Origin of the sequence: Streptomyces sp. VNUA24, assembly GCF_029167005.1 — a bacterium.
GTDB lineage: Bacteria > Actinomycetota > Actinomycetes > Streptomycetales > Streptomycetaceae > Streptomyces > Streptomyces scabiei.
On record NZ_CP119143.1, the window covers coordinates 6,409,388 to 6,433,493 of the forward strand.

Annotated in this window: 18 protein-coding genes and 1 pseudogene; 11 read left to right on the forward strand and 8 right to left on the reverse strand. The window is 73.8% G+C overall.

The annotated features are described in order from the left end of the window. Positions 1–70 precede the first annotated feature (70 nt). The 5 genes from serC to PYR72_RS27515 form a co-directional block, all read right to left on the reverse strand. Positions 71–1,189, reverse strand: a complete 1,119-nt coding sequence (serC, locus tag PYR72_RS27495) for a phosphoserine transaminase (protein ID WP_275457787.1) — start codon at positions 1,187–1,189, stop codon at positions 71–73. A 339-nt stretch (positions 1,190–1,528) separates the two neighbouring features. Then, a complete protein-coding gene (locus tag PYR72_RS27500; RefSeq protein WP_275457788.1) occupies positions 1,529–2,812 on the reverse strand; it encodes a cytochrome P450 in 1,284 nt (427 codons plus the stop codon). Continuing rightward, positions 2,793–3,140, reverse strand: coding sequence for a DUF742 domain-containing protein (locus PYR72_RS27505; RefSeq protein ID WP_275457789.1), 348 nt, complete (start codon positions 3,138–3,140; stop codon positions 2,793–2,795). The genes PYR72_RS27500 and PYR72_RS27505 overlap by 20 nt, the downstream gene beginning before the upstream one ends. Beyond that, positions 3,137–3,643 (reverse strand): roadblock/LC7 domain-containing protein, encoded by a 507-nt coding sequence (locus PYR72_RS27510; protein ID WP_275457790.1) that lies wholly within the window; start codon positions 3,641–3,643, stop codon positions 3,137–3,139. The genes PYR72_RS27505 and PYR72_RS27510 overlap by 4 nt, the downstream gene beginning before the upstream one ends. Continuing rightward, positions 3,640–6,258: an ATP-binding protein gene (locus tag PYR72_RS27515; RefSeq protein WP_343245541.1), complete on the reverse strand. Its 2,619-nt coding sequence runs from the start codon at positions 6,256–6,258 to the stop codon at positions 3,640–3,642. Before PYR72_RS27515 ends, PYR72_RS27510 begins: the two co-directional genes overlap by 4 nt. A 271-nt stretch (positions 6,259–6,529) precedes the next feature. Here PYR72_RS27515 and PYR72_RS27520 point away from each other — a divergent pair, with 271 nt between their 5' ends. Together PYR72_RS27520 and PYR72_RS27525 are read left to right on the forward strand one after the other, a co-directional pair. Further along, positions 6,530–9,529 (forward strand): FAD-binding and (Fe-S)-binding domain-containing protein, encoded by a 3,000-nt coding sequence (locus PYR72_RS27520; protein ID WP_275457792.1) that lies wholly within the window; start codon positions 6,530–6,532, stop codon positions 9,527–9,529. Between the two features lie 88 nt (positions 9,530–9,617). Then, the gene (locus PYR72_RS27525) at positions 9,618–10,265 is read left to right on the forward strand and encodes a tetratricopeptide repeat protein (RefSeq protein WP_275457793.1); all 648 of its coding nucleotides are present in this window, start codon (positions 9,618–9,620) and stop codon (positions 10,263–10,265) included. A gap of 73 nt (positions 10,266–10,338) precedes the next feature. On the opposite strand, the gene PYR72_RS27530 is transcribed toward PYR72_RS27525, so the two are convergent. Continuing rightward, complete coding sequence (locus PYR72_RS27530) at positions 10,339–10,698, reverse strand: DUF952 domain-containing protein (protein WP_275457794.1); 360 nt, start codon at positions 10,696–10,698, stop codon at positions 10,339–10,341. Positions 10,699–10,745: 47 nt separating this feature from the next. Here PYR72_RS27530 and PYR72_RS27535 point away from each other — a divergent pair, with 47 nt between their 5' ends. Continuing rightward, the gene (locus PYR72_RS27535) at positions 10,746–11,297 is read left to right on the forward strand and encodes a UTRA domain-containing protein (RefSeq protein ID WP_275457795.1); all 552 of its coding nucleotides are present in this window, start codon (positions 10,746–10,748) and stop codon (positions 11,295–11,297) included. Positions 11,298–11,328: 31 nt separating this feature from the next. Here PYR72_RS27535 and PYR72_RS27540 read toward each other — a convergent pair whose 3' ends face one another. Next, the gene (locus PYR72_RS27540) at positions 11,329–12,294 is read right to left on the reverse strand and encodes an EamA family transporter (protein WP_275457796.1); all 966 of its coding nucleotides are present in this window, start codon (positions 12,292–12,294) and stop codon (positions 11,329–11,331) included. Positions 12,295–12,547: 253 nt separating this feature from the next. On the opposite strand from PYR72_RS27540, the gene PYR72_RS27545 reads away from it, so the two are divergent. The 8 genes and pseudogenes from PYR72_RS27545 (at position 12,548) to PYR72_RS27580 (ending at position 23,428) form a co-directional block, all read left to right on the forward strand. Beyond that, on the forward strand, positions 12,548–13,345 hold the full coding sequence (locus PYR72_RS27545; RefSeq protein ID WP_275457797.1) for a TIGR03084 family metal-binding protein: 798 nt from the start codon (positions 12,548–12,550) through the stop codon (positions 13,343–13,345). 8 nt (positions 13,346–13,353) lie between these two features. Then, positions 13,354–15,039, forward strand: a pseudogene (locus PYR72_RS27550) (acyclic terpene utilization AtuA family protein); the annotation flags it as partial. A 584-nt stretch (positions 15,040–15,623) separates the two neighbouring features. Then, positions 15,624–17,222 (forward strand): carboxyl transferase domain-containing protein, encoded by a 1,599-nt coding sequence (locus tag PYR72_RS27555; RefSeq protein ID WP_275457798.1) that lies wholly within the window; start codon positions 15,624–15,626, stop codon positions 17,220–17,222. Between the two features lie 5 nt (positions 17,223–17,227). Further along, positions 17,228–19,078, forward strand: a complete 1,851-nt coding sequence (locus PYR72_RS27560) for a biotin carboxylase N-terminal domain-containing protein (protein ID WP_275457799.1) — start codon at positions 17,228–17,230, stop codon at positions 19,076–19,078. Between the two features lie 81 nt (positions 19,079–19,159). After that, positions 19,160–20,323 (forward strand): acyl-CoA dehydrogenase family protein, encoded by a 1,164-nt coding sequence (locus PYR72_RS27565; RefSeq protein WP_275457800.1) that lies wholly within the window; start codon positions 19,160–19,162, stop codon positions 20,321–20,323. 44 nt (positions 20,324–20,367) lie between these two features. Beyond that, positions 20,368–21,936 (forward strand): 4-coumarate--CoA ligase family protein, encoded by a 1,569-nt coding sequence (locus PYR72_RS27570; RefSeq protein ID WP_275457801.1) that lies wholly within the window; start codon positions 20,368–20,370, stop codon positions 21,934–21,936. Continuing rightward, positions 21,933–22,679, forward strand: coding sequence for an enoyl-CoA hydratase family protein (locus PYR72_RS27575; protein WP_275457802.1), 747 nt, complete (start codon positions 21,933–21,935; stop codon positions 22,677–22,679). Before PYR72_RS27570 ends, PYR72_RS27575 begins: the two co-directional genes overlap by 4 nt. Continuing rightward, entirely contained in the window at positions 22,676–23,428 is a 753-nt protein-coding gene (locus PYR72_RS27580; protein WP_275460531.1) for a TetR/AcrR family transcriptional regulator, read from the forward strand. Before PYR72_RS27575 ends, PYR72_RS27580 begins: the two co-directional genes overlap by 4 nt. Before the next feature lie 7 nt (positions 23,429–23,435). Here PYR72_RS27580 and pdxH read toward each other — a convergent pair whose 3' ends face one another. Then, positions 23,436–24,065 (reverse strand): pyridoxamine 5'-phosphate oxidase, encoded by a 630-nt coding sequence (gene pdxH / locus PYR72_RS27585; protein WP_275460532.1) that lies wholly within the window; start codon positions 24,063–24,065, stop codon positions 23,436–23,438. Positions 24,066–24,106 lie beyond the last annotated feature (41 nt).

Here is a 24,106-nt window from a genome sequence, read left to right on the forward strand (position 1 = left end):
GCGCGTCAACGAACGAGAAGGGCGCCCGGCACGTGCTGCCGGGCGCCCTTCGGCGTCGTACGAGACGGTGTTACAGCTTCTCGATGACGTAGTCGACGCACTTCGTGAGGGCCTCGACGTCGTCCGGGGCGATGGCCGGGAACATGGCGACGCGCAGCTGGTTGCGGCCGAGCTTGCGGTAGGGCTCGGTGTCGACGATCCCGTTGGCGCGCAGGACCTTGGCCACGGCGGCGGCGTCGATCTCGTCCGAGAAGTCGATCGTGCCGATGACCTGGGAGCGCTTGGCCGCGTCCGTGACGAACGGGCTCGCGTACTTGCTCTCCTCCGCCCAGGTGTACAGGCGGGTCGAGGAGTCCTTCGTCCGGGCCGCGGACCAGCTCAGACCGCCCTGGCCGTTGATCCACTTCAGCTGCTGGTCGAGCAGGAAGAGGGTGGCCAGCGCCGGGGTGTTGTACGTCTGGTTCTTGCGGGAGTTGTCGATCGCCGTGGGGAGGCTGAAGAACTCCGGGATGTGACGGCCGGAGGCGTGGATCCGCTCGGCGCGCTCGACGGCGGCCGGGGAGAAGACGCCGATCCACAGGCCGCCGTCGGAGGCGAAGGACTTCTGCGGGGCGAAGTAGTAGACGTCGGTCTCGGCGATGTCGACGGGCAGGCCGCCGGCGCCGGACGTGGCGTCGACCAGGACGAGGGCGCCCTCGTCGGCACCGGCCACCCGCTGGATCGGGGCGGCGACACCGGTGGAGGTCTCGTTGTGGGTGAAGGCGTAGACGTCGACGCCCGCCTCGGCGGACGGCTCCGGGTGGGTGCCGGGGTCGGAGGAGACGACCGTCGGCTCGGCGAGCCAGGGGGCGAGCTTCGCGGCCTTGGCGAACTTCGAGCTGAACTCGCCGAAGGTCAGGTGCTGGCTCTTGTTCTCGATCAGGCCGTGGGTCGCGATGTCCCAGAAGGCCGTGGAGCCGCCGTTGCCGAGGACGACCTCGTAGCCCTCGGGCAGGGAGAACAGCTCGCTGATGCCCTCACGGACCTGGCCGACCAGGTTCTTCACCGGGGCCTGGCGGTGGGAGGTGCCGAGCAGGGAGGTACCGGTCGCGGCCAGCGCGTCCAGCGCCTCCGTCCGCACCTTGGAGGGGCCCGCGCCGAAACGTCCGTCGGCGGGCTTGATGTCAGCGGGGATCTGGATATCAGCCACGGGCATGGAGCCTAGCGGCTCCGCGAAACGCGGGCGAAACGTCGTCCGTCGGGTGAGACGGGGTCACCGGGCGCCTCCTGACCGGGGGCGCGGGTCTCGTCGGCGGGTGCGGGTGAGTGGGGGCTGGTCGCGCAGTTCCCCGCGCCCCTAAAAGCCCAGGCCCCCGTGGCCCTGAAAGTCGACCGGTGCTGGGGGCTGGAAAGCAGCGGGCGCAGCCCCTGCTTTCCAGGGGCGCGGGGAACTGCGCGAGAAGCCCCACCGGGCCCGCGGCTGGGGGTCGAGGGGCGCAGCCCTTCAAGGATGGGACGGGTAGGGGCGGCGGGGGCGACCCACCCGGCGTCAAGCCCCCCGCACGGGCCCCGGCGAGAACCGCACCGGCAGTTCCACCAGCCCCCGCAGCCAAGGAGAGGCACGTCGGGACAAGGACGTGGGCGGGACCGCGAGGTCCATGTCCGGGAGCCGGTCCAGGACCACTTCTATACCCGTTCGGGCGATGACCTCGGCGGTCTCCTGGGCCGGGAACGGGCAGCGGTGCTCCCCGTGGCCGAAGGAGAAGTGCGCGTTGTTGCCTCCGGTGAGCGCGTCCCCCCGCGCCCGCACCCGCGGGTCGGAGTTGGCCCCCTGCAGGCCGAGCAGCACGAGGTCGCCCGCCCGCAGCACCCGGCCGCCGAGCCGGGTGTCACGGGTGGTCCAGCGCCCGGCCGCGTTCTGGATGGGCGCGTCCTCCCACAGCACCTCGTTCATGGCCTCGGCCACACTGCTGCGCCCGCCGAACAGCGACGCCGCGAAACGCTCGTCCGTCAGCATCAGGTGCAGGGAGTTGCCGATCCAGTCGGCGGTCGGCTGGTGCCCCACCGCCAGCATCACCATCACGTCGTGGGTGACCTCCTCGACCGTCACCTCGTACGCGCGCGCCCTCGCCAGCAGCCGGGAGACCACGTCGTCACCGGGCCGCGCCAGGCGCTCCGACACCAGCCGGTCCATCGCCGTGCGCAGATACCCCTCCGCCGCCATCGCCCGGTCCTGCCCGTCGAGGATGTCGTTCAGCGCGGCCACGAGACCGGGGCCGTGGTCCTCGCGGAGACCGAAGAGGTACGCCAGCACCCGTACGGGCAGGAGCGCCGCGAACTGCCCCACCAGATCGGCCGCGCCCACCCCGCACACCCCGTCGATCAGCTCGTCCGCGAACCGCTCGACCTGGCCGCGCAGTTCGAGCGGTTCGACCGCCTCCAGCGCCTCCTCGATCAGCGCGGCACGCTGCCGGTGCCGTTCGCCGGTCGTGCCGAGCACCGAGGGCTGCTGCGGACTGATCACGGGAAGCAGCGGCCAGTCGGCCGGGATGTTCCGCCACTGGTTCCACAGCCCGGAGTCCCGGCTGAACAGCTCCGGATCGCTGGTCACCTGGTGCAGTTCGCTGTACCCGAGCACCAGCCACGCCGGTACACCCCCGTCGAGGAGCACGGGCGCCACCTCGCCGTGTTCCCGCCGTAGATCCCGGTAGAGCGGGGCGGGCGCACCCCGGAAGCGCGCGCCGAGGAGGGGGACGGGGGCGGACGCGGACGGCGGGAGCGGAGACGGGGGGAACGGCTGGTCGCCGTCGGCGTCAGAGGTTGCGAAGTCCAACTAGCACCTGCTCCAGGATGTCCGGGTCGATCAGCGTGGCCTGGTTCGGATGCCGGGCGCTGACCCGGCCGGCCGAGAGGAGGTCGGAGAGCAGCACCTTCGTGATGCTCACCGGCAGCCGCAGCTCGGCGGCGATCTCCACGACCGCCGTCGGCCGCTCCGTCAGCCGCAGGATCGCCACGTGTTCCGACTGCATGCCCGGCAGCGGCTGGCTCTCGGCCACCACCAGGGTCATCAGGTCGAACGGCGTTCCGGGGGCCGAACGGCTGCGTCCCCCGGTGAGCGTGTAGAGCCGGTCGGGCAGGTCGTCCCTGCCGGGCCGGCTCATGACGTACGGGGCGCCAGAGCCGTAGCCGCGGTCGGGGTCGTCGTCGTGGAGGTGGTCGTGGCGGTGGTCGCGGACGTGGTCGCGCCGGTCCGGTGACGCGGCTTCGCGCTCAGGTGCTCGCCGAGCTGTTCGATCAGCTCGCTCATGTTGTGGCCGACGAGGCCCGGGTCGGCGTCCTCGTCCGTCACCAGGGCCAGATGCGCGCCCTCGCCCGCCTCCACGATGAACAGGACCCCGCCGTGGAACTCCGCCATCGCCGACCGCACGCCTCCGCTGCCGTCGCCGAACTCCACGGACGCCCCGTGGGAGAGCGACTGGATGCCGGCGGCGATCGCGGAGAGCTGGTCGGCCCGGTCGACGGACAGTTCGGGGGTACGGCACAGCCTCAGGCCGTCCCGGGAGAGGACGAGCGCGTGCCGGGCGCCCGGCGTGCGTTCCAGCAGTCCCTCCATGAGCCAGGTGAGCCTGTCGTCGGCGGTGGTGCCGATACCGGTACCGGTCATGGGGTGGGGTCGCCTTCCAGGTGGGGGTGCGTGCGCGGGTCCGGGGCGGGGAGCCGCTCCCCGGCCGGGCCGGGGTCCGGGTCCGGGGTGGGGTCGGGGTAGGTCGGGGAGGGGACGGACGCGGAGGCGGTGTCGCCGTCCGGGGCGGGGCGGGTGTCCCGTACGGGTTCCCGGACCGCTTCCGGAACGGGCTCGCGTGCGGGTTCCCAGGCCGGTTCCGGAACGGTCTCTCGTACGGACTCCCAGGCCGGTTCCCGTACGGGATCCAGCTCCCATCTCGCCTCCCGTGCGGGGTCCGGCGCCCAGGGCAGCTCGGCGGCGGCCTCCGCCTGCCAGACCGCCTCCTTCACCGCCTCCGGCTCCCACGCGAGTCCCCGCGAGGGCTCGGGCTCCCATTCGCTCTCCCGTACGCGCGGCCCGGGCTCCCAGGCCGCCTCCGCCACGGGTTCGGGTCCGGGCTCCCACGCCGCACCGGCCCCCGCGCCCCACTCGGGCTCCCTTACGGGCTCCAGCTCCGGCGGGCGCACGGTCTCGGCGGGCGGGGCGGTGTCCCGTACGGGTTCCAGGGCGGTGCCCGGCTCCGGTCCGGCCGAGGTGCCGGGCAGATCGGGGGAGCCCTCGTCCCCCGCGGCGGTTCCCTGGACGAACGCCTGGTCCAGCCCGCCGCCCGTGCCCCGCACCGCGCGGCGGAAGCTGCTGAAGCGGACCGCTCCGCTGCCGGCGTCCTCGGCGGGCCGGGAGGTCCGTGCCGGCCGGGTGGGCGCGTCGGCGGCGGCCTGGGTACGGGCTTCCGCGTCGGCGAGGGACTGGCCGCGCCGACGCCGGGGGAGGCCGTCGGAGGGGGCCGGGGTCTCGTCCGCCGAGCCCGGCCCGGGCGTGTCGCCGGAGCCGGACGCGTACTCCCCGGTGCCGAACTCGGAACTGAGCGACGAGGTGAACGACGAACCGGACCACGACCCGGACGCGGACCCGGACGGCAAATCGGACCACGACCCGGACGCGGAACCGGACGCGGACCCGGACGACGAATCGGACCACGGCCCCGACCCGGACCCGGACGCGGACCCGGATGACGAATCGGACCACGCCCCCGACGCAGACCCCGACGCGGACCCGGACGAGGAGCCGGCCCACGACCCGGACGAGGCATCGAACGGCGCTCCGGACGACGAGCCGTACAGGGAGCCCGGCGAGGAACCGGGCGTCGGCGGACCGGCCGGGGTGTCGGAGGCGGCCGGGTCGGGCGCCGGTGTCCCGTACCTGAAGCCGGACAGGGAGTCGATCAGGGCGTCGGCCACCGGGTCGGCGACGGGCGCGGCGGGGGCGGCGGGGGCGTCCGCCGGGAACTCGTGGGTGGGCGTCGGCTCGGCGTCCAGGTCGCGCGGGGCGCGCACGCCCGCGTGGGGCGGGGGCGCGGACGACGTGGGTGCCGTGGGGACGCTGCTCGCCAGGACGTCCTGCGGGATGAGCATCAGGACGCCCGTGCCCCCGCGCGCGGACGGGCGGAAGGAGATGCGCAGGCCGTGCTTGCGGGCGAGGCGGCCGACGACGGCGAGGCCGAGACGGGTGCCGGACAGGCTCGCCAGATCGGTCGCCTCGCCCGACACGGCCCGTTCGGCGCGCCGGAGCTGGACGTCGCCCATGACGAGTCCGGAGTCCTCGACGGAGATGATCGCGCCGGCCGGGACCTCCTCGACGTACACATGGACCTCGGCGGTCGGCGGCGAGAAGTTGGCCGCGTTGTCGAGGAGTTCGGCGAGCGCGTGCATGACCCCCTCGGCGGCGTGCCCGGCGACGGCGGCCTCGCTGGAGGAGTGCAGCCGGACCCGGCGGTAGGCGCCGATCCGGCCCATCGCGCCGCGCAGGATCGACTCCATCGGGATCGGGCGCGCCCAGCGGCGGCCCGAGCGGGCGCCCGCGAGGACGGCGACGGAGTCGGCGAGACGGCCCGCCTGGGCGGTGCGGTGGTCGAGGTGGAGGAGGTCGGCGAGGACGTCCTCGTCGGCGTGACGTTCCTCCATGGCGCGGAGGTCGGCGAGCGTGCCGGTGGCGAGGGCCTGCATCCGGCCGGCCACGTTGGCGGTGACGGCGAGGAGGGCGGACCGCTCGGTCTCGGCCTGTCTGGCGCGTTCCGAGAGCAGGACCCGCTCCTGGGTGACCTCCTCCGCCGTACGGTCCCGTTCGTCGGACAGCCGTGCGCGCTCGCGCTCGGACTCCGTCGTCAGCCGTACCCGTTCCCGGGCGAACTCGGCCGCGATCCGGGCCCGCTCCTGGACGAACTCCTCGGTCAGCCGTCCGCGTTCCCGCGCGTACTCCTCGGCCGTCCGCACCCGCTCCCCCAGCAGCAGACCGGTCTCCTGGGAGACGGCGTCGAGCCGCAGGCGCAGCAGGCGCACCGACACGCGCGCGTGCACGGCGACCGCGACGGCGGCCGTGAGCAGCAACGCCGCCGCGCCGGCGCCCCCGGCGAGGGGCAGGCGCAGGGACTCGGGCGCCACCGCGACCGCGGCCCCGGCGGCGGTCGCGGAGAGCAGGGCGGTCACCAGGGGAAGGGGAAGGACTGAGCGCGTGGCGGGGCGTTCGCCTGGTGAGCGAGGTGAGCTGGGCGCGGTCATCGGCTGGTGTCCTCGGTCGGTTCTGAACTCGGTAACTCAGTCGGTTCCTGGATTCGGTAACTCGGTCGGTCCCTGAACGAGAAGCGACGTCTGGTGCTCAATTGGGCGTCACTATATGGGAGTTCGTGACGGGGGTTGGCCGGTTTCCGGTTAGCTCTCCGGAATCAAGCCAACGTCCCCGGTGAGCGGCGCGCCGCCTTTCCGCCCGTCGCGCCCCCGCCTCGTCGTCGCCTCGTCGTCACTGTCAGTGGTCGGGTGCATCCTGGGACGCATGACGGAACTCGGGGGCACGACGGGCGGTGGAGGCGCGGCCGCGCGGGACACGGCAGGTGACGCGGACGCGGCGGCGCTGCGGGCCGCCCTGCCGGCCGCGCTGCGGGCGGCCGGTGTGCGCGGCGAGGCGGCCTTCGGCGTGACGGCCCGTGCGCTGACGACCATGGACGCGTCCAACTACCGCCGGGTGCCGCTGGGCGTGGTCGCGCCCCGGGACGCGGACGACGTGGCGGCCGTCCTGTCCGTGTGCCGGGAGCACGGCGTCCCGGTCGTCGCGCGCGGCGGCGGCACCTCGATCGCCGGGCAGGCCACGGGCACGGGCGTGGTGCTGGACCTCACCCGCCACATGAACCGGCTGGTCTCCCTCGACCCCGGGGCGCGCACGGCGGTCGTCCAGCCGGGCCTGGTCCTGGACCGGCTCCAGGAGGCCGCCGCCCCGCACGGCCTGCGCTTCGGCCCGGACCCCTCCACCCACAGCCGCTGCACCCTCGGCGGCATGATCGGCAACAACTCCTGCGGCGCGCACTCGGTCGCCTGGGGCACCACGGCCGACAGCGTCCGCGCACTGTCGGTGACCGACGCCAGGGGCGAGGCACGGCGGCTCGGGCCGGGCTGGTCGGGCGCGCCGGACGGCCTCCGCCCGCTCGTGGAGCGGGAACTGGCCCGCCTGCGCACCGGCTTCCCCGACCTCCCCCGCCGTATCTCCGGCTACGCCCTCGACGCCCTCCTCCCGGAGAACGGCTCGGACGTGGCCCGTTCCTTCTGCGGCTCCGAGGGCACGCTCGGGGTGCTCACGGAAGCGGTCGTCCGTCTCGTCGAGGCACCCCGCGCGCGTGCCCTCGCCGTCCTGGCGTACGCCGACGAGAGCGCGGCGGCGGAGGCGGCCCCCGGCCTGCTGCCGCACCGCCCGCTCACGGTGGAGGGCATGGCCGCGGACCTCGTCCCGCCGGGGACGGCCGGCCTCCCGGCGGGCGGGGCCTGGCTGTTCGTGGAGACGGGCGGCGCCACGCCCGCCGAGGCGCGGGCGCACGCCGGCACGCTGCTCCGCGCGGCCGGGGCGGACGGCGCGCTCGTGGATTCCCTGGTGGTGACCGACCTCGCCGCCCAGCGCGCGCTGTGGCGGGTCCGCGAGGACGCGAGCGGTACGGCGACCCGGATGCCCGACGGCACCGAGGCGTGGCCGGGCTGGGAGGACTGCGCGGTGCCACCTGCCCGGCTCGGCGCCTACCTGAAGGACTTCCGGGGCCTGCTGCGCGCCCACGACCTGCGGGGCACGCCCTACGGCCACTTCGGCGACGGCTGCATCCACGTCCGGATCGACTTCGATCTGCTGACCCCGGCGGGCATCGCCCGCTTCCGCCGCTTCTCCGAGGAAATGGCCGAACTGGTCACCTCGCACGGCGGCTCCCTCTCCGGGGAACACGGCGACGGACAGGCCCGCGCCGAACTCCTGCCGACGATGTACGGGCCCGAGATGGTCCGGCTGTTCGAGAAGGTGAAGGGGATCTGGGACCCCGACGACCTCCTCAACCCCGGCATGCTCGTCCGCCCGGCCCCGCTCGACGCGAACCTGCGCTTCGCGGTCCTGCCGCGCACACGCGTGCCGGTGGAGTTCGCCTACCCGGACGACGGCGGGGACTTCTCGGCGGCGGTCCGGCGCTGCGTGGGCGTCGCCAAGTGCCGGACCACCGAGGTGAGTCCGGCGTCCGGGGCCGTCATGTGCCCCTCCTTCCGCGCGACGGGGGAGGAGGAGCACTCCACCCGGGGCCGGGCCCGCCTGCTGCACGAGATGCTGGCCGGCGAGGTCGTCACCGACGGCTGGCGCTCACCGGAGGTCCGGGACGCCCTCGACCTCTGTCTGTCCTGCAAGGGCTGCCGCTCCGACTGCCCGGTCGGCGTCGACATGGCCACGTACAAGGCGGAGTTCCTCCACCACCACTACGCCGGCCGCCGCCGCCCGGCGTCCCACTACGCGATGGGGTGGCTGCCGGTGTGGCTCCGCCTCGTGGCCCGTACGCACACGGCCGGACTCGTCGGCTTCCTCGCCGGCGTACGCCCTCTCGCCGCGCTCGCCAAACGGCTGGGCGGGATCGCAGAGGAGCGGGAGCTGCCCCGGCTCGCGCGGGTGCCGTTCACGCGGTGGTACGCGCGGTCGCTCGGGGAGCGGGTCCGGCCGGAGCCGGCGGACGAGGAACGCGCCGCACCGGCCGCACCCCCGACCGTGCTCCTGTGGCCGGACACCTTCACGGAGCACCTCTCGCCGTCCGTCGGGCGAGCGGCGCTGAAGGTGCTGGAGGCGGCCGGTCTGCGGGTGCTCGTCCCGCCCGCGAGGGAGGGCCGGGTCTGCTGCGGCCTGACGTACATCTCGACGGGCCAGCTCGACCGGGCCCGCGCGGTGCTGCGCCGCACGCTGGACACGCTGGACGTGCTCGATGCGTCCAGGAGCCCCGCGCCGGGGCGGCGACCGGCGGACGAGGACCCGGGCTTCACTCCACCCACACTCCCCGTCGCCCTCCCCGTGGTCGTCCTCGAACCGAGCTGCGCGGCGGCGCTCCGCACCGACCTGCCCGAACTGCTCCCCGACGACCCCCGCGCCCACCGGCTCGCCGCCTCGGTCCTCACCTTCGCGGAGGCGCTCGAACGCCACGCCCCGCACTGGACCCCGCCCGTCATCGGCCGCCCGGTGACCGGCCAGACCCACTGCCACCAGCACGCGGTCCTGGGCGACGCCCCCGACCGCCGCCTGCGCACGGCCGCCGGCCTCACCGGCGACCTCAGCGGGGGCTGCTGCGGCCTCGCTGGCAACTTCGGCTTCGAGAAGGGCCACTACGAGGTCTCGGTGGCCTGCGCGGAGGACCAACTCCTCCCGGCGGTACGCAACGCGACCCCCGACACGCTGATCCTGGCGGACGGCTACTCCTGCCGCACCCAGCTGGAACAGCTGGCGGGCAGACGGGGGCTGCACCTGGCGGAGGTGCTGGCGGAGGGGTTGCGATGAGCGACGTGACCGTCCAAAAACGCCCGTCTTCCCGGGGGCAGGGGCATAACCTCGGCGCTGACATGGTCCGACGGGGAGGGGTTGCAGCATGCAAGGGCAGGACTGGATCAGACATACCGGAGAGCTGTTCGAAGCGGCGATGTTCGGCGGGGACACGTCCGCGCTGGAGCGGTCCGACGGCGTACTGGACGCGGTCGAGGCGCCGCTTTCCCTGGCGCGCGGCAAGCTCCTGCACGTCCGCTACCTGAACGATCGCGAGGAGAACAGCCAGGAACTGGTGCTGTTCGAGCGTGCGGCCGAGTTGTACGAGCGTCTGGGGGACGCCTCGGGCGAGGCGGACGCGTTGTTCTGGGTCGGCTGCTGGCACCAGGTGGTCAAGGGGGACGGCGCCACCGGCAGGGGCTACTTCGAGCGGTCGTACGCGCTGGCGAGATCCGTCGACGACCGGATGACGATGTCCTACGCGGTCCGTCATCTCGGCTTCGCGGACAAGGACGCGGGCCACTTCGACCGGGCCCGCGAGCGGCTGACCGAATCGGTGACACTGCGCCGGGAGATCGGCTTCAGGGCCGGAGAGGCGGCCGGCCTGGTGGCACTGGCCTACCTCGCGGCCGAAACCGGCGACTCATCGGCGGCCTCCCGCCATCTCCGTGAGGCCGGCTCCGTCGCCGAGAGCTGCGGCGCCAAGGCCGTGTCGGGCTGGGTCGAGCAAGCCAGCACGCTGATCCCCTCCTAGGTCGCGGGCCCGTCCTACCGCGTGGAGGGGCGCCCGGGAGGGGTCGGCCCGAGGCCGCCGATGGACTGAACCGTCAGTTCTCGCCGAGCCCCGTCGCCCGCCCCTGCGCGTCCCACCGGATCTCCAGGACGCGCACCACGGCGTCCCGGTCGAGGGGCCCGAACACGTGGGGGAACAGAACGTCCGCCCCGACCCCCGGCGGTGGAGCGGGCGCGGCCGCCTCGAACTCCACCCGGGCGGACAGCCGTTCCTCGTCGAGGACGAGCACGTGCAGCGGTTTCGGCGCGTCCCGGTAGAAGGCGTTGACGACGGCCAGGGTCGTCGCCTCGTCGGGAGAGCAGTGCACGAACCCGTCCTCCGGCAGCGAGGAGGGCGCGTACGGCTGGTCGGGGTGGGCGTTCCAGGCATCGAGGGAGACGACGTGGTAGATCACAGGCCGGTTATACAACAGGGAGACAGGTCCGACGGCCGGGAGGCTCGGTGCACGAGAACAGGTGGGTCAGTACCTCGATGCCGTATCTGACCCCGCGGGAGCAGGCGCGGGGCGATGCCTGGGGCGCGGACGCGGCGGCCCGGGGGAGGCGGGGCACCCAGCGGATCCTGCACGCCGGTGAGGTGGCGGCGCCCGCCGAGGTCGCGTTGCTGCTCGGGCAGGCCGAGGGCGAGCCGGTCGTCGTACGCCGACGCCTGATCCTCCTCGACGACCACCCGCACGAACTCACCGACACCTACTATCCGGTGGGCATCGCCCGCGGCTCCGCTCTCGCCGGAACCGCGAAGATCCCCGGAGGAGCCGTCACCCTGCTCGCCCGGCTCGGTCACGTCGGCGCCCTCGTCCGCGAGGACGTCACGGCCGACCAACCGGACGACGAGGAGCGGGCGACCCTCCGGACCGCGCCGGACGAACCGGTGCTCCGGCTGACCCGGGTCACCCTCGACCGCGACGGCCGCCCGATCCAGGTCGACCGGATGGTGATGCCGGCCAGGAGCCAGCGACTGCGCTACGAGATCGCGATCGAGACAGGCCCGTAGCGGCGGAGACGACCGCCCGCGCCCGGCTCGTTCACCCCGGGACCCCCGCCTTCCCCCGCCCCACCTGAGTCCGCACCGCCCCCATGCTCGCCCCGATGACCAGGGCGATCGCGAGGGCCTCGGTGGCGGCGAGGGCCTGGTCGAGGATCAGGAAGCCGGCGGTGGCCGCGATCGCGGGCTCCAGGCTCATCAGGACCGCGAAGGTGGACGCGGGGAGGCGGCGCAGGGCGAGGAGTTCGAGGGTGTAGGGGAGGACGGAGGAGAGCACGGCGACGGCGGAGCCGAGGGCGAGCGTCGTCGGGTCCAGGAGCCGGGTCCCCGACTCGACGATGCCGAGCGGCAGGAACAGCACCGCCGCGACGGCCATGGCCAGCGCCAGCCCGTCGGCCTGCGGGAACCGCCTGCCCGTACGCGCGCTGAAGAGGATGTACAGGGCCCACATCGCTCCGGCGGCGAGGGCGAAGGCGACGCCGAGCGGGTCCAGGGCGCCGAAGTTCCCTCCGCCGCCCAGGAGGAAGACGCCGCAGAGGGCGAGCCCGGCCCACACCAGGTTCACGGCCCGGCGGGAGGCGAGAACGGAGAGCGCCAGCGGGCCGAGCACCTCCAGGGTGACGGCGGGGCCCAGGGGGATGCGGGCGACGGACTGGTAGAAGAGGCCGTTCATCGCGGCCATGGTGGCGCCGAAGACGACCACCGTGCCCCAGTCGGTGCGCGAGTGCCCGCGCAGCCGGGGGCGGCAGACCACGAGCATCACCACCGCGGCCACCGCGAGCCGCAGTGTCACCACCCCGAGCGCCCCGGCCCGCGGCATCAGCGTCACGGCCAGCGCCCCGCCGAACTGCACCGAGATCCCGCCGGCCAGCAGCAGCCCTACGGGCCCGAGGGCACCCGGACCGCGGGAAGCGCGGGTGCCGCCGGTGGTGAGGTCGGCCGTGGGGCCGGCCGCCGGCGAGGTCGCGGCGGCGGGCGCGGACTGGTCAGCGCGGGGGAGTGTCACGGGGGCCGTCCAAGAAGAGCGGGGAGTGCGGAGAAGAAGGGAGTCCGGAGAAGAAGGGAGTGTGGAGGAGAAGGTCGAGAGCGGGCCGGGAAGTCGTATCGTTCAGTATGAGTGACTTGAGAGTGCAAAGCAATGGACTAAGTCATGTCTGTAAGAGTTTTTGCAGCTTACGTTCGCCGCGACCCCTCCACTCTCCCGCCCCAAAAATGCAAGCACGCTTGATTGTTTATGGCGCCGCTGTCATGCTCCCCCCATGGCCGACCCGACGCCCGTGATCGACGACCTCCATGCCGAGAGCGACCAACTCGACTCGCTCGTGGCCGAGTTGAGCCCGGAGCAGTGGGCGCTCCCGACGCCCGCCCCCGGCTGGACCGTCGCCCACCAGATCGCCCACCTCGCCTGGACGGACCACTCCTCCGTGCTGGCCGTGACCGACCAGGCCGCCTTCGCCCGTGAGGTCGAGAGCGCGCTGACGGCACCCGGCGACTTCGTGGACCTCGGCGCGGAGGAAGGGGCCGGAAAACCGCCCGAGCGGCTCGTCGCGGACTGGCGGGCCGGGCGCGCCGCCCTGGAGGACGCCCTGCGCGCGGCACCCGAGGGCGCGCGCTTCCCCTGGTACGGCCCGCCCATGTCCACCGCCTCCATGGCGACCGCCCGCCTCATGGAGACCTGGGCCCACGGCCTGGACGTCGCCGACGCGCTCGGAGTCCCCCGGATCGCCCCCGGCGACCGGCTCCGCCACATCACCCGGCTCGGCATCCGCACCCGCGACTTCGCCTTCGGCGTGCACGGGCTCACCCCGCCGTTCGAGGAGTTCCGCGTCGAACTCACCAGCCCCGGCGGCGAGCTGTGGACGTACGGCCCCGAGGACGCGACCGACCGGGTCGGCGGTCCCGCCCTCGACTTCTGTCTCCTGGTCACCCAGCGCGCCCACCGCGGCGACCTCGCCCTGCACACCGAGGGCGCCGACGCCGACCGCTGGCTGGACATCGCCCAGGCGTTCGCCGGCCCTCCGGGCGCGGGACGCGAACCGAAGGGGACCACCCGGTGACGGCGACGGTGCCGACGCCGGCCGCCCCCCTCCGCATCGGCAACGCCTCCGGCTTCTACGGCGACCGCTTCGACGCCATGCGCGAGATGCTCACCGGCGGCGAACTCGACGTCCTCACCGGCGACTACCTCGCCGAACTGACCATGCTCATCCTCGGCCGCGACCGCCTGAAGGACCCCACCGCCGGATACGCGCGCACGTTCCTGCGCCAGCTGGAGGAGTGCCTGGGCCTGGCGCGGGAGCGGGGCGTACGGATCGTCGCGAACGCCGGCGGGCTCAACCCCGCCGGGCTCGCCGACGCCGTACGGGAGCTGGCCGCCCGGCTCGGCGTCCCCGTCCGCGTCGCGCACGTCGAGGGCGACGACCGCACCGCCCTGCACCCCGGCAGCCTCGCCGCCCACGCCTACCTCGGCGGCTTCGGCATCGCGGCCTGTCTGCGCGAGGGCGCCGACATCGTGGTCACCGGCCGGGTGACGGACGCGGCCCTGGTCACCGGGCCCGCCGCCGCCCACTTCGGCTGGGGCCCCGGCGCGTACGACCGCCTCGCGGGCGCGGTCGTCGCCGGGCACGTGCTGGAGTGCGGCACGCAGGCCACCGGCGGCAACTACGCCTTCTTCGGCGAGGCCGGCGCCACCCGCCCCGGCTTCCCGCTCGCCGAGATCCACGCCGACGGTTCGGCCGTCATCGCCAAACACCCCGGCACCGACGGCCTCGTCGACGTCGGCACGGTCACCGCCCAGCTGCTCTACGAGACCGGCGGCGCGCGCTACGCGGGGCCCGACGTCACCGCCCGCCTCGACACGGTCAGGCTCACCCAGGACGGGCCCGACCGCGTCCGTGTCCACGGCGTCCGCGGCGAGGCCCCGCCCCCCACCCTCAAGGTCGGCGTCAACCGGCTCGGCGGCTTCCGCAACGAGATCGTCTTCGTGCTGACCGGGCTGGACATCGAGGCCAAGGCCGGCCTCGTCCGCCGGCAGATGGCGGATGCGCTCGCCAAGTCCCCGCCCGCCGAGGCCCGTTGGAGTCTCGTCCGCACCGACCGGCCCGACGCCCCGACCGAGGAGACCGCGAGCGCCCTGCTGCGGCTGGTCGTCCGGGACCAGGACCCGGAGAAGGCCGGACGGGCGCTCGGCGCGGCGGCCGTGGAACTGGCGCTCGCCAGCTACCCCGGCTTCCACGTGCTGGCCCCACCGGGCAAGGGCACGCCCTACGGCGTCTTCGAGGCGGCGTACGTCCCGCAGGACGAGGCCCCCCACACGGCCGTCCTCGACGACGGCCGCCGCATCCCCGTACCCCCGGCCCCCGACACCGCCGTACTCGACGACGTGCCCGAGCCGCCGCTGCCGGAACCGCCGCCGGACGGTCCCACCCGGCGCGCCCCGTTGGGGCTGGTCGCGGGGGCCCGCAGCGGGGACAAGGGCGGGGACGCCAACGTCGGCGTGTGGGTCCGGACGGACGCGGCCTGGCGCTGGCTCGCCCATGAGCTGACCGTGGACCGGTTCCGGCAGCTGATCCCGGAGAGCGGCACCCTGGCGGTGACCCGGCACGTCCTGCCGCACCTCCGCGCCCTCAACTTCGTGGTCGAGGGCATCCTCGGCGAGGGCGTCGCCGCGCAGGCCCGCTTCGACCCCCAGGCCAAGGCCCTCGGCGAATGGCTGCGCTCCCGCCACCTGGACATCCCGGAGTCCCTCCTGCCCCCGCCCGCCGCCGACCGCCCGGAGTCGCTCCTGCGTCCGCCTGCTGCTGACCGCCCGGAGTCGCTTCTGCGTCCGCCTGCTGCTGACCGCCCGGAGTCGCTTCTGCGTCCGCCTGCTGCTGACCGCCCGGAGTCGCTTCTGCGTCCGCCTGCCGCTGATCGCCCGGAGTCGCTCCCGCGCCCGCCCGCTGGCGATCGCCCGGAGTCGCTTCTGCGTCCGCCCGCCGCCGATCGCCCGGAGTCCCTCCTGCGTCCGCCTGCTGCTGACCGCCCGGAGTCGCTTCTGCGTCCGCCTGCTGCTGATCGCTCTGAGTCGCTTCTGCGCGCGCCTGCCGCTGATCGCCCGGAGTCGCTTCTGCGCCCGTCCGCTGGCGATCGCCCGGAGTCGCTTCTGCGTCCGCCCGCCGCCGACCGCCCGGAGTCCCTTCTGCGTCCGCCCGCCGCCGACCGCCCGGAGTCCCTCCTGCGTCCGCCCGCCGCCGACCGCCCGGAGTCCCTCCTGCGTCCGCCCGCCGCCGACCGCCCGGAGTCCCTCCCGCGCCCACCCGCCGACGACCGCCCGGACCCCGCGGAGGTACACCCGTGACCGTCCTCAGCTCCGCCCTCGACCCGGGCGCCCCCGAGCACGCCGCGAACCGCGAGGCCATGCTCGCCCGGCTCGCCGCCCTCGACGTCGAGCACGCCAAGGCCCTCGCGGGGGGCGGCGAGAAGTACACCGCCCGGCACCGCGGGCGCGGCAAGCTGCTCGCCCGTGAACGCATCGAACTGCTCCTCGACCCGGACACCCCCTTCCTGGAGCTGTCCCCGCTCGCGGCCTGGGGCAGCGAGTACGCGGTCGGCGCCTCCCTCGTCACCGGTATCGGCGTCGTCGAGGGCGTCGAGTGCCTGATCACCGCCAACGACCCGACCGTGCGCGGCGGCGCGAGCAACCCGTGGAGCCTGAAGAAGGCGCTCCGGGCCAACGACATCGCCCTCGCCAACCGCCTGCCCTGCATCAGCCTGGTGGAGTCCGGCGGGGCCGACCTCCCCTCCCAGAAGGAGATCTTCATCCCCGGGGGCGCGATCTTCCGCGACCTCACCCGGCTGTCCGCCGCCGGCATCCCCACCGTCGCCGTCGTCTTCGGCAACTCCACCGCCGGCGGCGCCTACGTCCCCGGGATGTCCGACCACGTGATCATGGTCAAGGAGCGGGCGAAGGTGTTCCTCGGCGGCCCGCCGCTGGTCAAGATGGCCACCGGCGAGGAGAGCGACGACGAGTCGCTGGGCGGCGCCGAGATGCACGCCCGCACCTCGGGCCTCGCCGACCACTTCGCCGTCGACGAGCAGGACGCCCTGCGCCAGGCCCGCCGGGTCGTCGCCCGCCTCAACCACCGCAAGGCGTACGCCGATCCGGCCCCGGCCGCCCCGCCGAAGTACGACCCGGAGGAACTGCTCGGGATCGTCCCCGGCGATCTCCGTACGCCCTTCGACCCCCGCGAGGTCATCGCCCGGATCGTGGACGCCTCCGACTTCGACGAGTTCAAGCCCCTCTACGGCACCAGCCTCGTCACCGGCTGGGCCGCGCTGCACGGCTACCCGGTCGGCGTCCTCGCCAACGCCCGCGGGGTCCTCTTCAGCGAGGAGTCGCAGAAGGCGGCCCAGTTCATCCAGCTCGCCAACCAGCGCGACATCCCCCTCCTCTTCCTGCACAACACCACCGGCTACATGGTCGGCAGGGAGTACGAGCAGGGCGGCATCATCAAGCACGGCGCCATGATGATCAACGCGGTGAGCAACAGCCGCGTGCCCCACCTGTCCGTCCTGATGGGCGCCTCCTACGGCGCCGGCCACTACGGCATGTGCGGGCGCGCCTACGACCCCCGCTTCCTCTTCGCCTGGCCCAGCGCCAAGTCGGCGGTCATGGGCCCGCAGCAGCTCGCCGGCGTCCTGTCGATCGTGGCCCGCCAGTCGGCCACGGCCAAGGGGCAGCCCTACGACGAGGACGCGGACGCCGCGCTGCGCGCCATGGTGGAGCAGCAGATCGAGTCCGAGTCCCTGCCGATGTTCCTGTCCGGGCGGCTGTACGACGACGGGGTCATCGACCCCCGCGACACCCGTACCGTGCTCGGCCTGTGCCTGTCCGCGATCCACACCGCGCCCTACGAGGGCGCGCGCGGTGGCTTCGGCGTCTTCCGGATGTGAGGCCCATGATTACTTCCCTCCTGGTGGCCAACCGGGGCGAGATCGCCTGCCGGATCTTCCGCACCTGCCGTGACCTGGGCATCCGTACGGTCGCCGTGCACTCCGACGCCGACGAGACCGCCCTGCACACACGCTCGGCCGACACCGCCGTACGCCTGCCGGGCGCGGCCCCCGCCGACACCTACCTGCGGGGCGACCTCGTCGTGAAGGCGGCCCTCGCGGCCGGCGCCGACGCCGTCCACCCCGGCTACGGCTTCCTCTCCGAGAACCCCGGCTTCGCCCGCCAGGTCCTCGACGCGGGCCTCACCTGGATCGGCCCGCCTCCCGAGGCGATCGAAGCCATGGCCTCCAAGACCCGCGCCAAGGAACTCATGGGTCTGACCCCTCTCCACAAGGTCACCGAGGACGACCTGCCGGTCCTGGTGAAGGCCGCGGCGGGCGGCGGCGGACGCGGCATGCGCGTGGTCCGCCGGCTCGACGACCTGGACGCGGCACTGCGGAGCGCCCGCGCCGAGGCCGCGAGTGCCTTCGGCGACGGCGAGGTCTTCGTCGAGCCCTACGTCGAGAACGGCCGCCACGTCGAGGTCCAGATCCTCGCCGACACCCACGGCACGATCTGGCCGCTCGGCACCCGCGACTGCTCCCTCCAGCGCCGCCACCAGAAGGTCGTCGAGGAGGCCCCGGCCCCCGCCCTCTCCGGCGAACTCACCGAGGAACTGCACAGCCTGGCCGTATGCGCCGCCCGAGCCGTCTCCTACACCGGCGCGGGCACGGTCGAGTTCCTCGTCGCCGACGGCCACGCCCACTTCCTGGAGATGAACACCCGCCTCCAGGTCGAACACCCGGTCACGGAGGCCGTCTTCGGCGTCGACCTGGTCGCCGAACAGATCCGCGTCGCCGAGGGCCACGCCCTCCCGGCCGACCCCCCGCCCGCACGCGGCCACGCGATCGAGGCCCGCCTGTACGCCGAGGACCCGGCCCGCGACTGGGCCCCCCAGACGGGCACCCTGCACCGCCTGTCCGTGCCCGGGGTCCGCCTGGACACCGGCTACGAGGACGCCGACACGATCGGCGTGCACTACGACCCCATGCTCGCCAAGGCCGTCGTCCACGCCCCCACCCGCGCGGAGGCCGTCCGCGCTCTGGCGGGCGCCCTGGAGCGGGCGACGATCCACGGCCCGGTCACCAACCGGGCCCTGCTGGTGAACTCCCTGCGCCACCCGGAGTTCACCTCGGCCCGCATGGACACCGGGTTCTACGACCGCCACCTCACCGGCCTCACCGGCCCCGCCCCCGACCCGTACGCCCCACTGGCCGCCGCCCTGGCCGACGCCGCCGCCAACGGCGACCCCCGCTTCGGCGGCTGGCGCAACCTGCCCTCCCAGCCGCAGGTCAAGCGATACGTCATGGCGGGGGAGGAGCACGAGGTCCGCTACCGGCACACCGGGACCGGCCCGGAGGCGGACGGCGTCCGGGTGATCCACGCGGACGGCTGCCGCGTCGTCCTCGAAGTGGACGGCGTACGGCGGACGTTCGAGGTCGCACGGTACGGCGACCGCGTCCACGTCGACGCCACCACCCTCACCGCCCTCCCACGCTTCCCCGACCCCACCACCGCCCACGCCCCCGGCTCCCTCCTGGCCCCCATGCCGGGCACGGTCGTCCGGGTGGCGGACAACCTGAAGCCGGGCTCGGCGGTGGAGGCGGGCCAACCCCTCCTCTGGCTGGAGGCGATGAAGATGGAACACAAGATCACGGCCCCGGCGACGGGCACCCTGACGGCTCTGCACGCTGTACCCGGCCAACAGGTGGAGATGGGCGCCCTTCTGGCCGTGGTCGAGGAGCAGCCCCGATAGGGGCGCGGGGAACTGCGCGACAAGCCACGAACCACTTGCAGCCGCCACGCGACCGACTCACCCTCCCCCATAGGAGCCCTCATGTCCCCCGTGCTGGAATCCGAAGAACACAAAGCCCTACGAGCCGCAGTCTCCGCCCTCGGCAAACGCTACGGCCGCGACTACATCACCACGACCACCAAAGAGGGCCGCCACCCCGACGAACTCTGGGCCGAGGCCGCCAAACTCGGCTACCTGGGCGTCAACCTCCCCGAGGCGTACGGCGGCGGAGGCGCGGGCATCGCCGAACTCTCCATCGTCCTCGAAGAACTCGGCGCCGCGGGCTGCCCGCTCCTCATGCTGATCGTCTCCCCGGCGATCTGCGGCACGGTGATCGCCCGCTTCGGCACAGAGGCCCAGAAACAGACGTGGCTCCCCGGTTTCGCCGACGGCACCCGTCTCATGGCCTTCGGCATCACCGAACCCGACGCCGGCTCCAACAGCCACCGCATCACCACCACGGCCCGCCGCGACGAGACCGGCGACTGGCTGCTCACCGGCCGCAAGGTCTACATCTCCGGCGTCGACCGGGCGGACGCCGTCCTCATCGTCGGCCGCACCGAGGACGCCCGCACCGGCACCCTCAAGCCCTGCCTCTTCATCGTCCCCACGGACACCCCGGGCTTCCAGTACCGCCCCATCGACATGGAACTCCGGGCCGCGGAGAAGCAGTTCGAGCTGACCTTCGACGACATCCGGCTCCCCGCCGACGCCCTCGTCGGCGACGAGAACGCCGGACTGCTCCAGCTCTTCGCCGGCCTCAACCCCGAGCGGATCATGACGGCCGCCTTCGCGATCGGCATGGCCCGGTACGCCCTCGCGAAGGCCGTCGAGTACGCCCGCGACCGCACGGTCTGGCGGCAGCCCATCGGCGCGCACCAGGCGATCGCCCACCCCCTCGCCCAGTCCCACATCGAACTCGAACTGGCCCGCCTGATGATGCAGAAGGCGGCCCACCTCTACGACATCGGCGACGACGCGGGTGCCGGCGAGGCCGCCAACATGGCCAAGTACGCGGCGGGCGAGGCATGCGTGCGGGCCGTCGACCAGGCCGTGCACACCCTCGGCGGCAATGGCCTCACGGCCGAGTTCGGCCTCGCCTCGCTGATAACGGCCGCCCGCGTGTCTCGTATCGCGCCGGTGAGCCGGGAGATGATTCTCAACTACGTCTCCCACCACACCCTGGGCCTGCCCAAGTCGTACTAGGCCGTACCGGCCTGGGCCCCGCATCCGGTCGCCCTGGAGGAACCATGTTCCGCAGCGAGTACGCAGACGTCCCGCCCCTCGACCTCCCCATCCACGACGCCGTACTGGCCCGTGCCGCCGAGTTCGGCGACCTGCCCGCGCTGATCGACGGCGTCGACGGCACGACCCTCACCTACGAGCAGGTGGACCGCTTCCACCGCCGTCTCGCCGCCTCCTTCGCCGCGGCGGGCGTCCGCAAGGGGGACGTGCTCGCCCTGCACAGCCCCAACACGATCGCCTACCCGACGGCGTTCTACGCGGCCACCCGCGCGGGCGCCACGGTCACCACCGTGCACCCGCTGGCCACCCCCGGCGAACTGGCCACCCAGCTCCGGGACTCGGGGGCGAGCTGGATCGTCACGGTCTCCCCGCTCCTGGAGACCGCCCGCGCCGCCGCCGAACGCGTCGGCGGCATACGGGAGATCTTCGTCTGCGACAGCGCCCCCGGGCACCGCTCGCTGATCGACCTGCTCGCCTCCACCGCCCCCGAACCGTCCGTCGCCCTCGACCCGGCCACGGACGTGGCGGCCCTGCCGTACTCCTCCGGCACCACCGGCGTCCCCAAGGGCGTCATGCTCACCCACCGGTCCATCGCCACCAACCTCGCCCAGCTCGAACCCCTGATACCGGTGGGCCCCGGCGACCGCGTCCTCGCCGTCCTGCCGTTCTTCCACATCTACGGGCTCACCGCCCTGATGAACGCCCCGCTGCGGCGCGGCGCCACGGTCGTCGTCCTGCCCCGCTTCGACCTGGAGACCTACCTCGCGGCGATCGCCCGCCATCGCATCACCCACCTCTACGTGGCCCCGCCGATCGTCCTCGCCCTCGCCAAGCACCCGGCGGCCGAGCGCCACGACCTCACCTCGGTCCGGCACATCCTGTCCGCCGCCGCGCCCCTGGACGCGACGCTGGCCGCCGCCTGCTCCGCCCGCCTCGGCCTGCCGCCGGTCGTCCAGGGCTACGGCATGACCGAACTCTCCCCCTGCTCCCACATCGTGCCCCTCGACCAGGCCGCCTCGGCGCCTCCCGGCACCGTCGGCAAGCTCATCGCCGGCACCGAGATGCGGATCGTCTCCCTCGACGACCCCGGCAAGGACCTCGGCCCCGGCGAACCCGGCGAGATCGTCATCCGGGGCCCCCAGGTGATGAAGGGCTACCTGGGCCGCCCCGAGGCCACCGCCGACATGATCGACGCCGACGGCTGGCTCTCCACCGGCGACATCGGCCACACCGACGCCGACGGCTGGCTCCACGTCGTCGACCGCGTCAAGGAACTGATCAAGTACAAGGGCTTCCAGGTCGCCCCCGCCGAACTCGAAGCACTCCTCGTCACCCACCCCGGCATCGCCGACGCCGCCGTCATCGGCCACTACGACGACAACGGCAACGAGGTCCCGCACGCCTTCGTCGTCCGCCGCCCCACGGACCGCGAACTCTCCGAGAACGAGATCATGATGTACGTCGCCGAACGCGTCGCCCCCTACAAACGCGTCCGCCACGTCACCTTCGTCGACACCGTGCCCCGCGCGACCTCCGGGAAGATCCTCCGCCGCGAACTCAGGGAGCGCCTGTGACCGACCCCCACCCCCTCGTACGCACCACGCACCACCGGGGCATCACCACCCTCACCCTCGACTCCCCGGCCAACCGCAACGCGCTCTCGGCCGCCCTCGTCGCCGGACTCCGCGACGCCCTCGACGGGTGCGGCAAGGACGACACCGTACGAGCCGTCGTCCTCACCCACACCGGCAGCACCTTCTGCGCCGGCGCCGACCTGCGCGACCCGCCCGACCCGGCGGCCCTGGTCGCTCTCCTGCGCCTGCTCCTGGAACTGCCCAAGCCCGTCGTCGCCCGGGTCACCGGGCACGTCCGCGCGGGCGGCCTCGGCCTGCTCGGGGCCTGCGACATCGCCGCCGCCGGACCCGAGGCCACCTTCGCCCTCACCGAGGTACGCATCGGGGTCGCGCCCGCCGTCATCTCCCTCACCCTGCGCCCCCGCACCGACCCGCGCGCCCTCGCGCGCTACTACCTCACCGGCGAGCGCTTCGGCCCCGCCGAAGCCGCCCGCATCGGGCTGATCACCGACACCGGCGCCGACGTCGACGACGTGCTCGCACCCGTCCTCGACGGACTGCGCCGGGCCTCACCGAGGGCCCTGGCGGAGACGAAACACCTGCTCACGGCTAAGGTGCTGGAGAACTTCGACCAGGACGCGGGCGAACTGACCCGGCTCTCGTCCCGGCTGTTCGCCTCCGCCGACGCCCGCGAGGGCATGACGGCCTTCCTCGAAAGACGGGAACCGGGATGGGTGCTGTGAGCGCCGTGGGCGCCTCCGACGAGACCGAGACCGAGACCGAGACCGGGACCGAGGCCGAGACCGAGGCCGAGACCGAGGTCGAGGTCGACGCCGAGACCGATACGGGTACCGGCACCGGCACCGGCACCGGCTCGTCCCCGGTGGCGGACCGGGGACCCAAGCAGGACCGCAGCCGGGTCACCCGCAAACGGCTGCTGGAAGCCGCCGTGTCCTGCCTCGCCGAACACGGCTGGGCCGGCTCCACCGTCTCCGTCGTCGCCGAACGCGCCGGCGTCTCCCGGGGCGCCGCCCAGCACCACTTCCGCACCCGCGAGGACCTGTTCACCGCCGCCGTCGAATACGTCGCCGAGGAACGCTCCCTCGCCCTGCGCGCCCTCTTCCCCGAGGGCACCACCGACCGCCGGGCCGTCGTCGCCGCCGTCGTGGACCTCTTCACCGGCCCCCTCTTCCGGGCCGCCCTCCACCTCTGGGTCGCCGCCTCCGACGAGGAGCAGCTCCGCTGCCGCGTCACCGAACTCGAAGCCCGGGTCGGCCGCGAGACCCACCGCATCGCCGTCGAGCTGCTGCGCGCCGACGAGACCGTCCCCGGCGTCCGCGAAACCGTGCAGGGCCTCCTCGACATGGCCCGCGGCCTCGGCCTCGCCAACCTCCTCACCGACGACTCCGGCCGCCGGGACAGGGTGGTGGCCCAGTGGGCGGCCCTGCTGGACGAGGCCCTGGACCGAGGGGCCCCGAAGCCGCCCCGGTGACCGGGCCCTACGGACTCAGCCGCTCCACCCGCCACGACCCGTCCGCCTCCGCCGCGTACCGCAGCCGGTCGTGCAGCCGGTTCCCCCGCCCCTGCCAGAACTCCACCGTCCGCGGCGTCACCCGGAAACCGCCCCAGTCCGGCGGCACCGGAACCTGCTCGCCCTCCGGATAGCGGGCGTGCAACTCCTCGTACGCGGCGTCCAGCTCGGCCCGCGAGGAGATCACCGTGGACTGCGCGCTGGCCCACGCCCCCAGCTGCGAACCATGCGGCCGGGTCCGGAAGTACGCCGCCGTCTCGTCCCGCCCGGTCCGCAGCGCGGTCCCCGTCACGATCACCTGCCGGGCGATCCCGTGCCAGGGGAAGAGCAGCGAGACATACGGGTTCTCGTCCAGGTCACGGGCCTTGCGGGAGCCGTAGTTCGTGTAGAAGACGAAGCCGCGCGCGTCGTACGCCTTCATCAGCACCGTACGGGAACTCGGGCGCCCCTCGGCGTCCGCCGTCGACACGACCATGGCGTTCGGCTCGAACACCGCGCCCTCCCGCGCGGCCTGCCCGAACCACCGCGCGAACTGCTCCATCGGGTCGCCGGCCAGCTCGCTCTCGTCGAGACCGTCCGCGCGGTACTGCTTGCGCATGACAGCGGGGTCGTGATCGTTCACATGGTCATCCTGCCGTA

Excerpts from the sequence above, each read along its gene's own strand:
- PYR72_RS27520 (WP_275457792.1), top strand. The coding sequence starts at position 6,530 with ATGACGGAACTCGGGGGCACGACGGGCGGTGGAGGCGCGGCCGCGCGG.
- pdxH (WP_275460532.1), bottom strand. The coding sequence starts at position 24,065 with ATGCGCAAGCAGTACCGCGCGGACGGTCTCGACGAGAGCGAGCTGGCC.
- PYR72_RS27560 (WP_275457799.1), top strand. The coding sequence starts at position 17,228 with ATGATTACTTCCCTCCTGGTGGCCAACCGGGGCGAGATCGCCTGCCGG.
- PYR72_RS27565 (WP_275457800.1), top strand. The coding sequence starts at position 19,160 with ATGTCCCCCGTGCTGGAATCCGAAGAACACAAAGCCCTACGAGCCGCA.
- PYR72_RS27515 (WP_343245541.1), bottom strand. The coding sequence starts at position 6,258 with ATGACCGCGCCCAGCTCACCTCGCTCACCAGGCGAACGCCCCGCCACG.
- PYR72_RS27525 (WP_275457793.1), top strand. The coding sequence starts at position 9,618 with ATGCAAGGGCAGGACTGGATCAGACATACCGGAGAGCTGTTCGAAGCG.
- PYR72_RS27570 (WP_275457801.1), top strand. The coding sequence starts at position 20,368 with ATGTTCCGCAGCGAGTACGCAGACGTCCCGCCCCTCGACCTCCCCATC.
- PYR72_RS27545 (WP_275457797.1), top strand. The coding sequence starts at position 12,548 with ATGGCCGACCCGACGCCCGTGATCGACGACCTCCATGCCGAGAGCGAC.
- PYR72_RS27510 (WP_275457790.1), bottom strand. The coding sequence starts at position 3,643 with ATGACCGGTACCGGTATCGGCACCACCGCCGACGACAGGCTCACCTGG.
- PYR72_RS27505 (WP_275457789.1), bottom strand. The coding sequence starts at position 3,140 with ATGAGCCGGCCCGGCAGGGACGACCTGCCCGACCGGCTCTACACGCTC.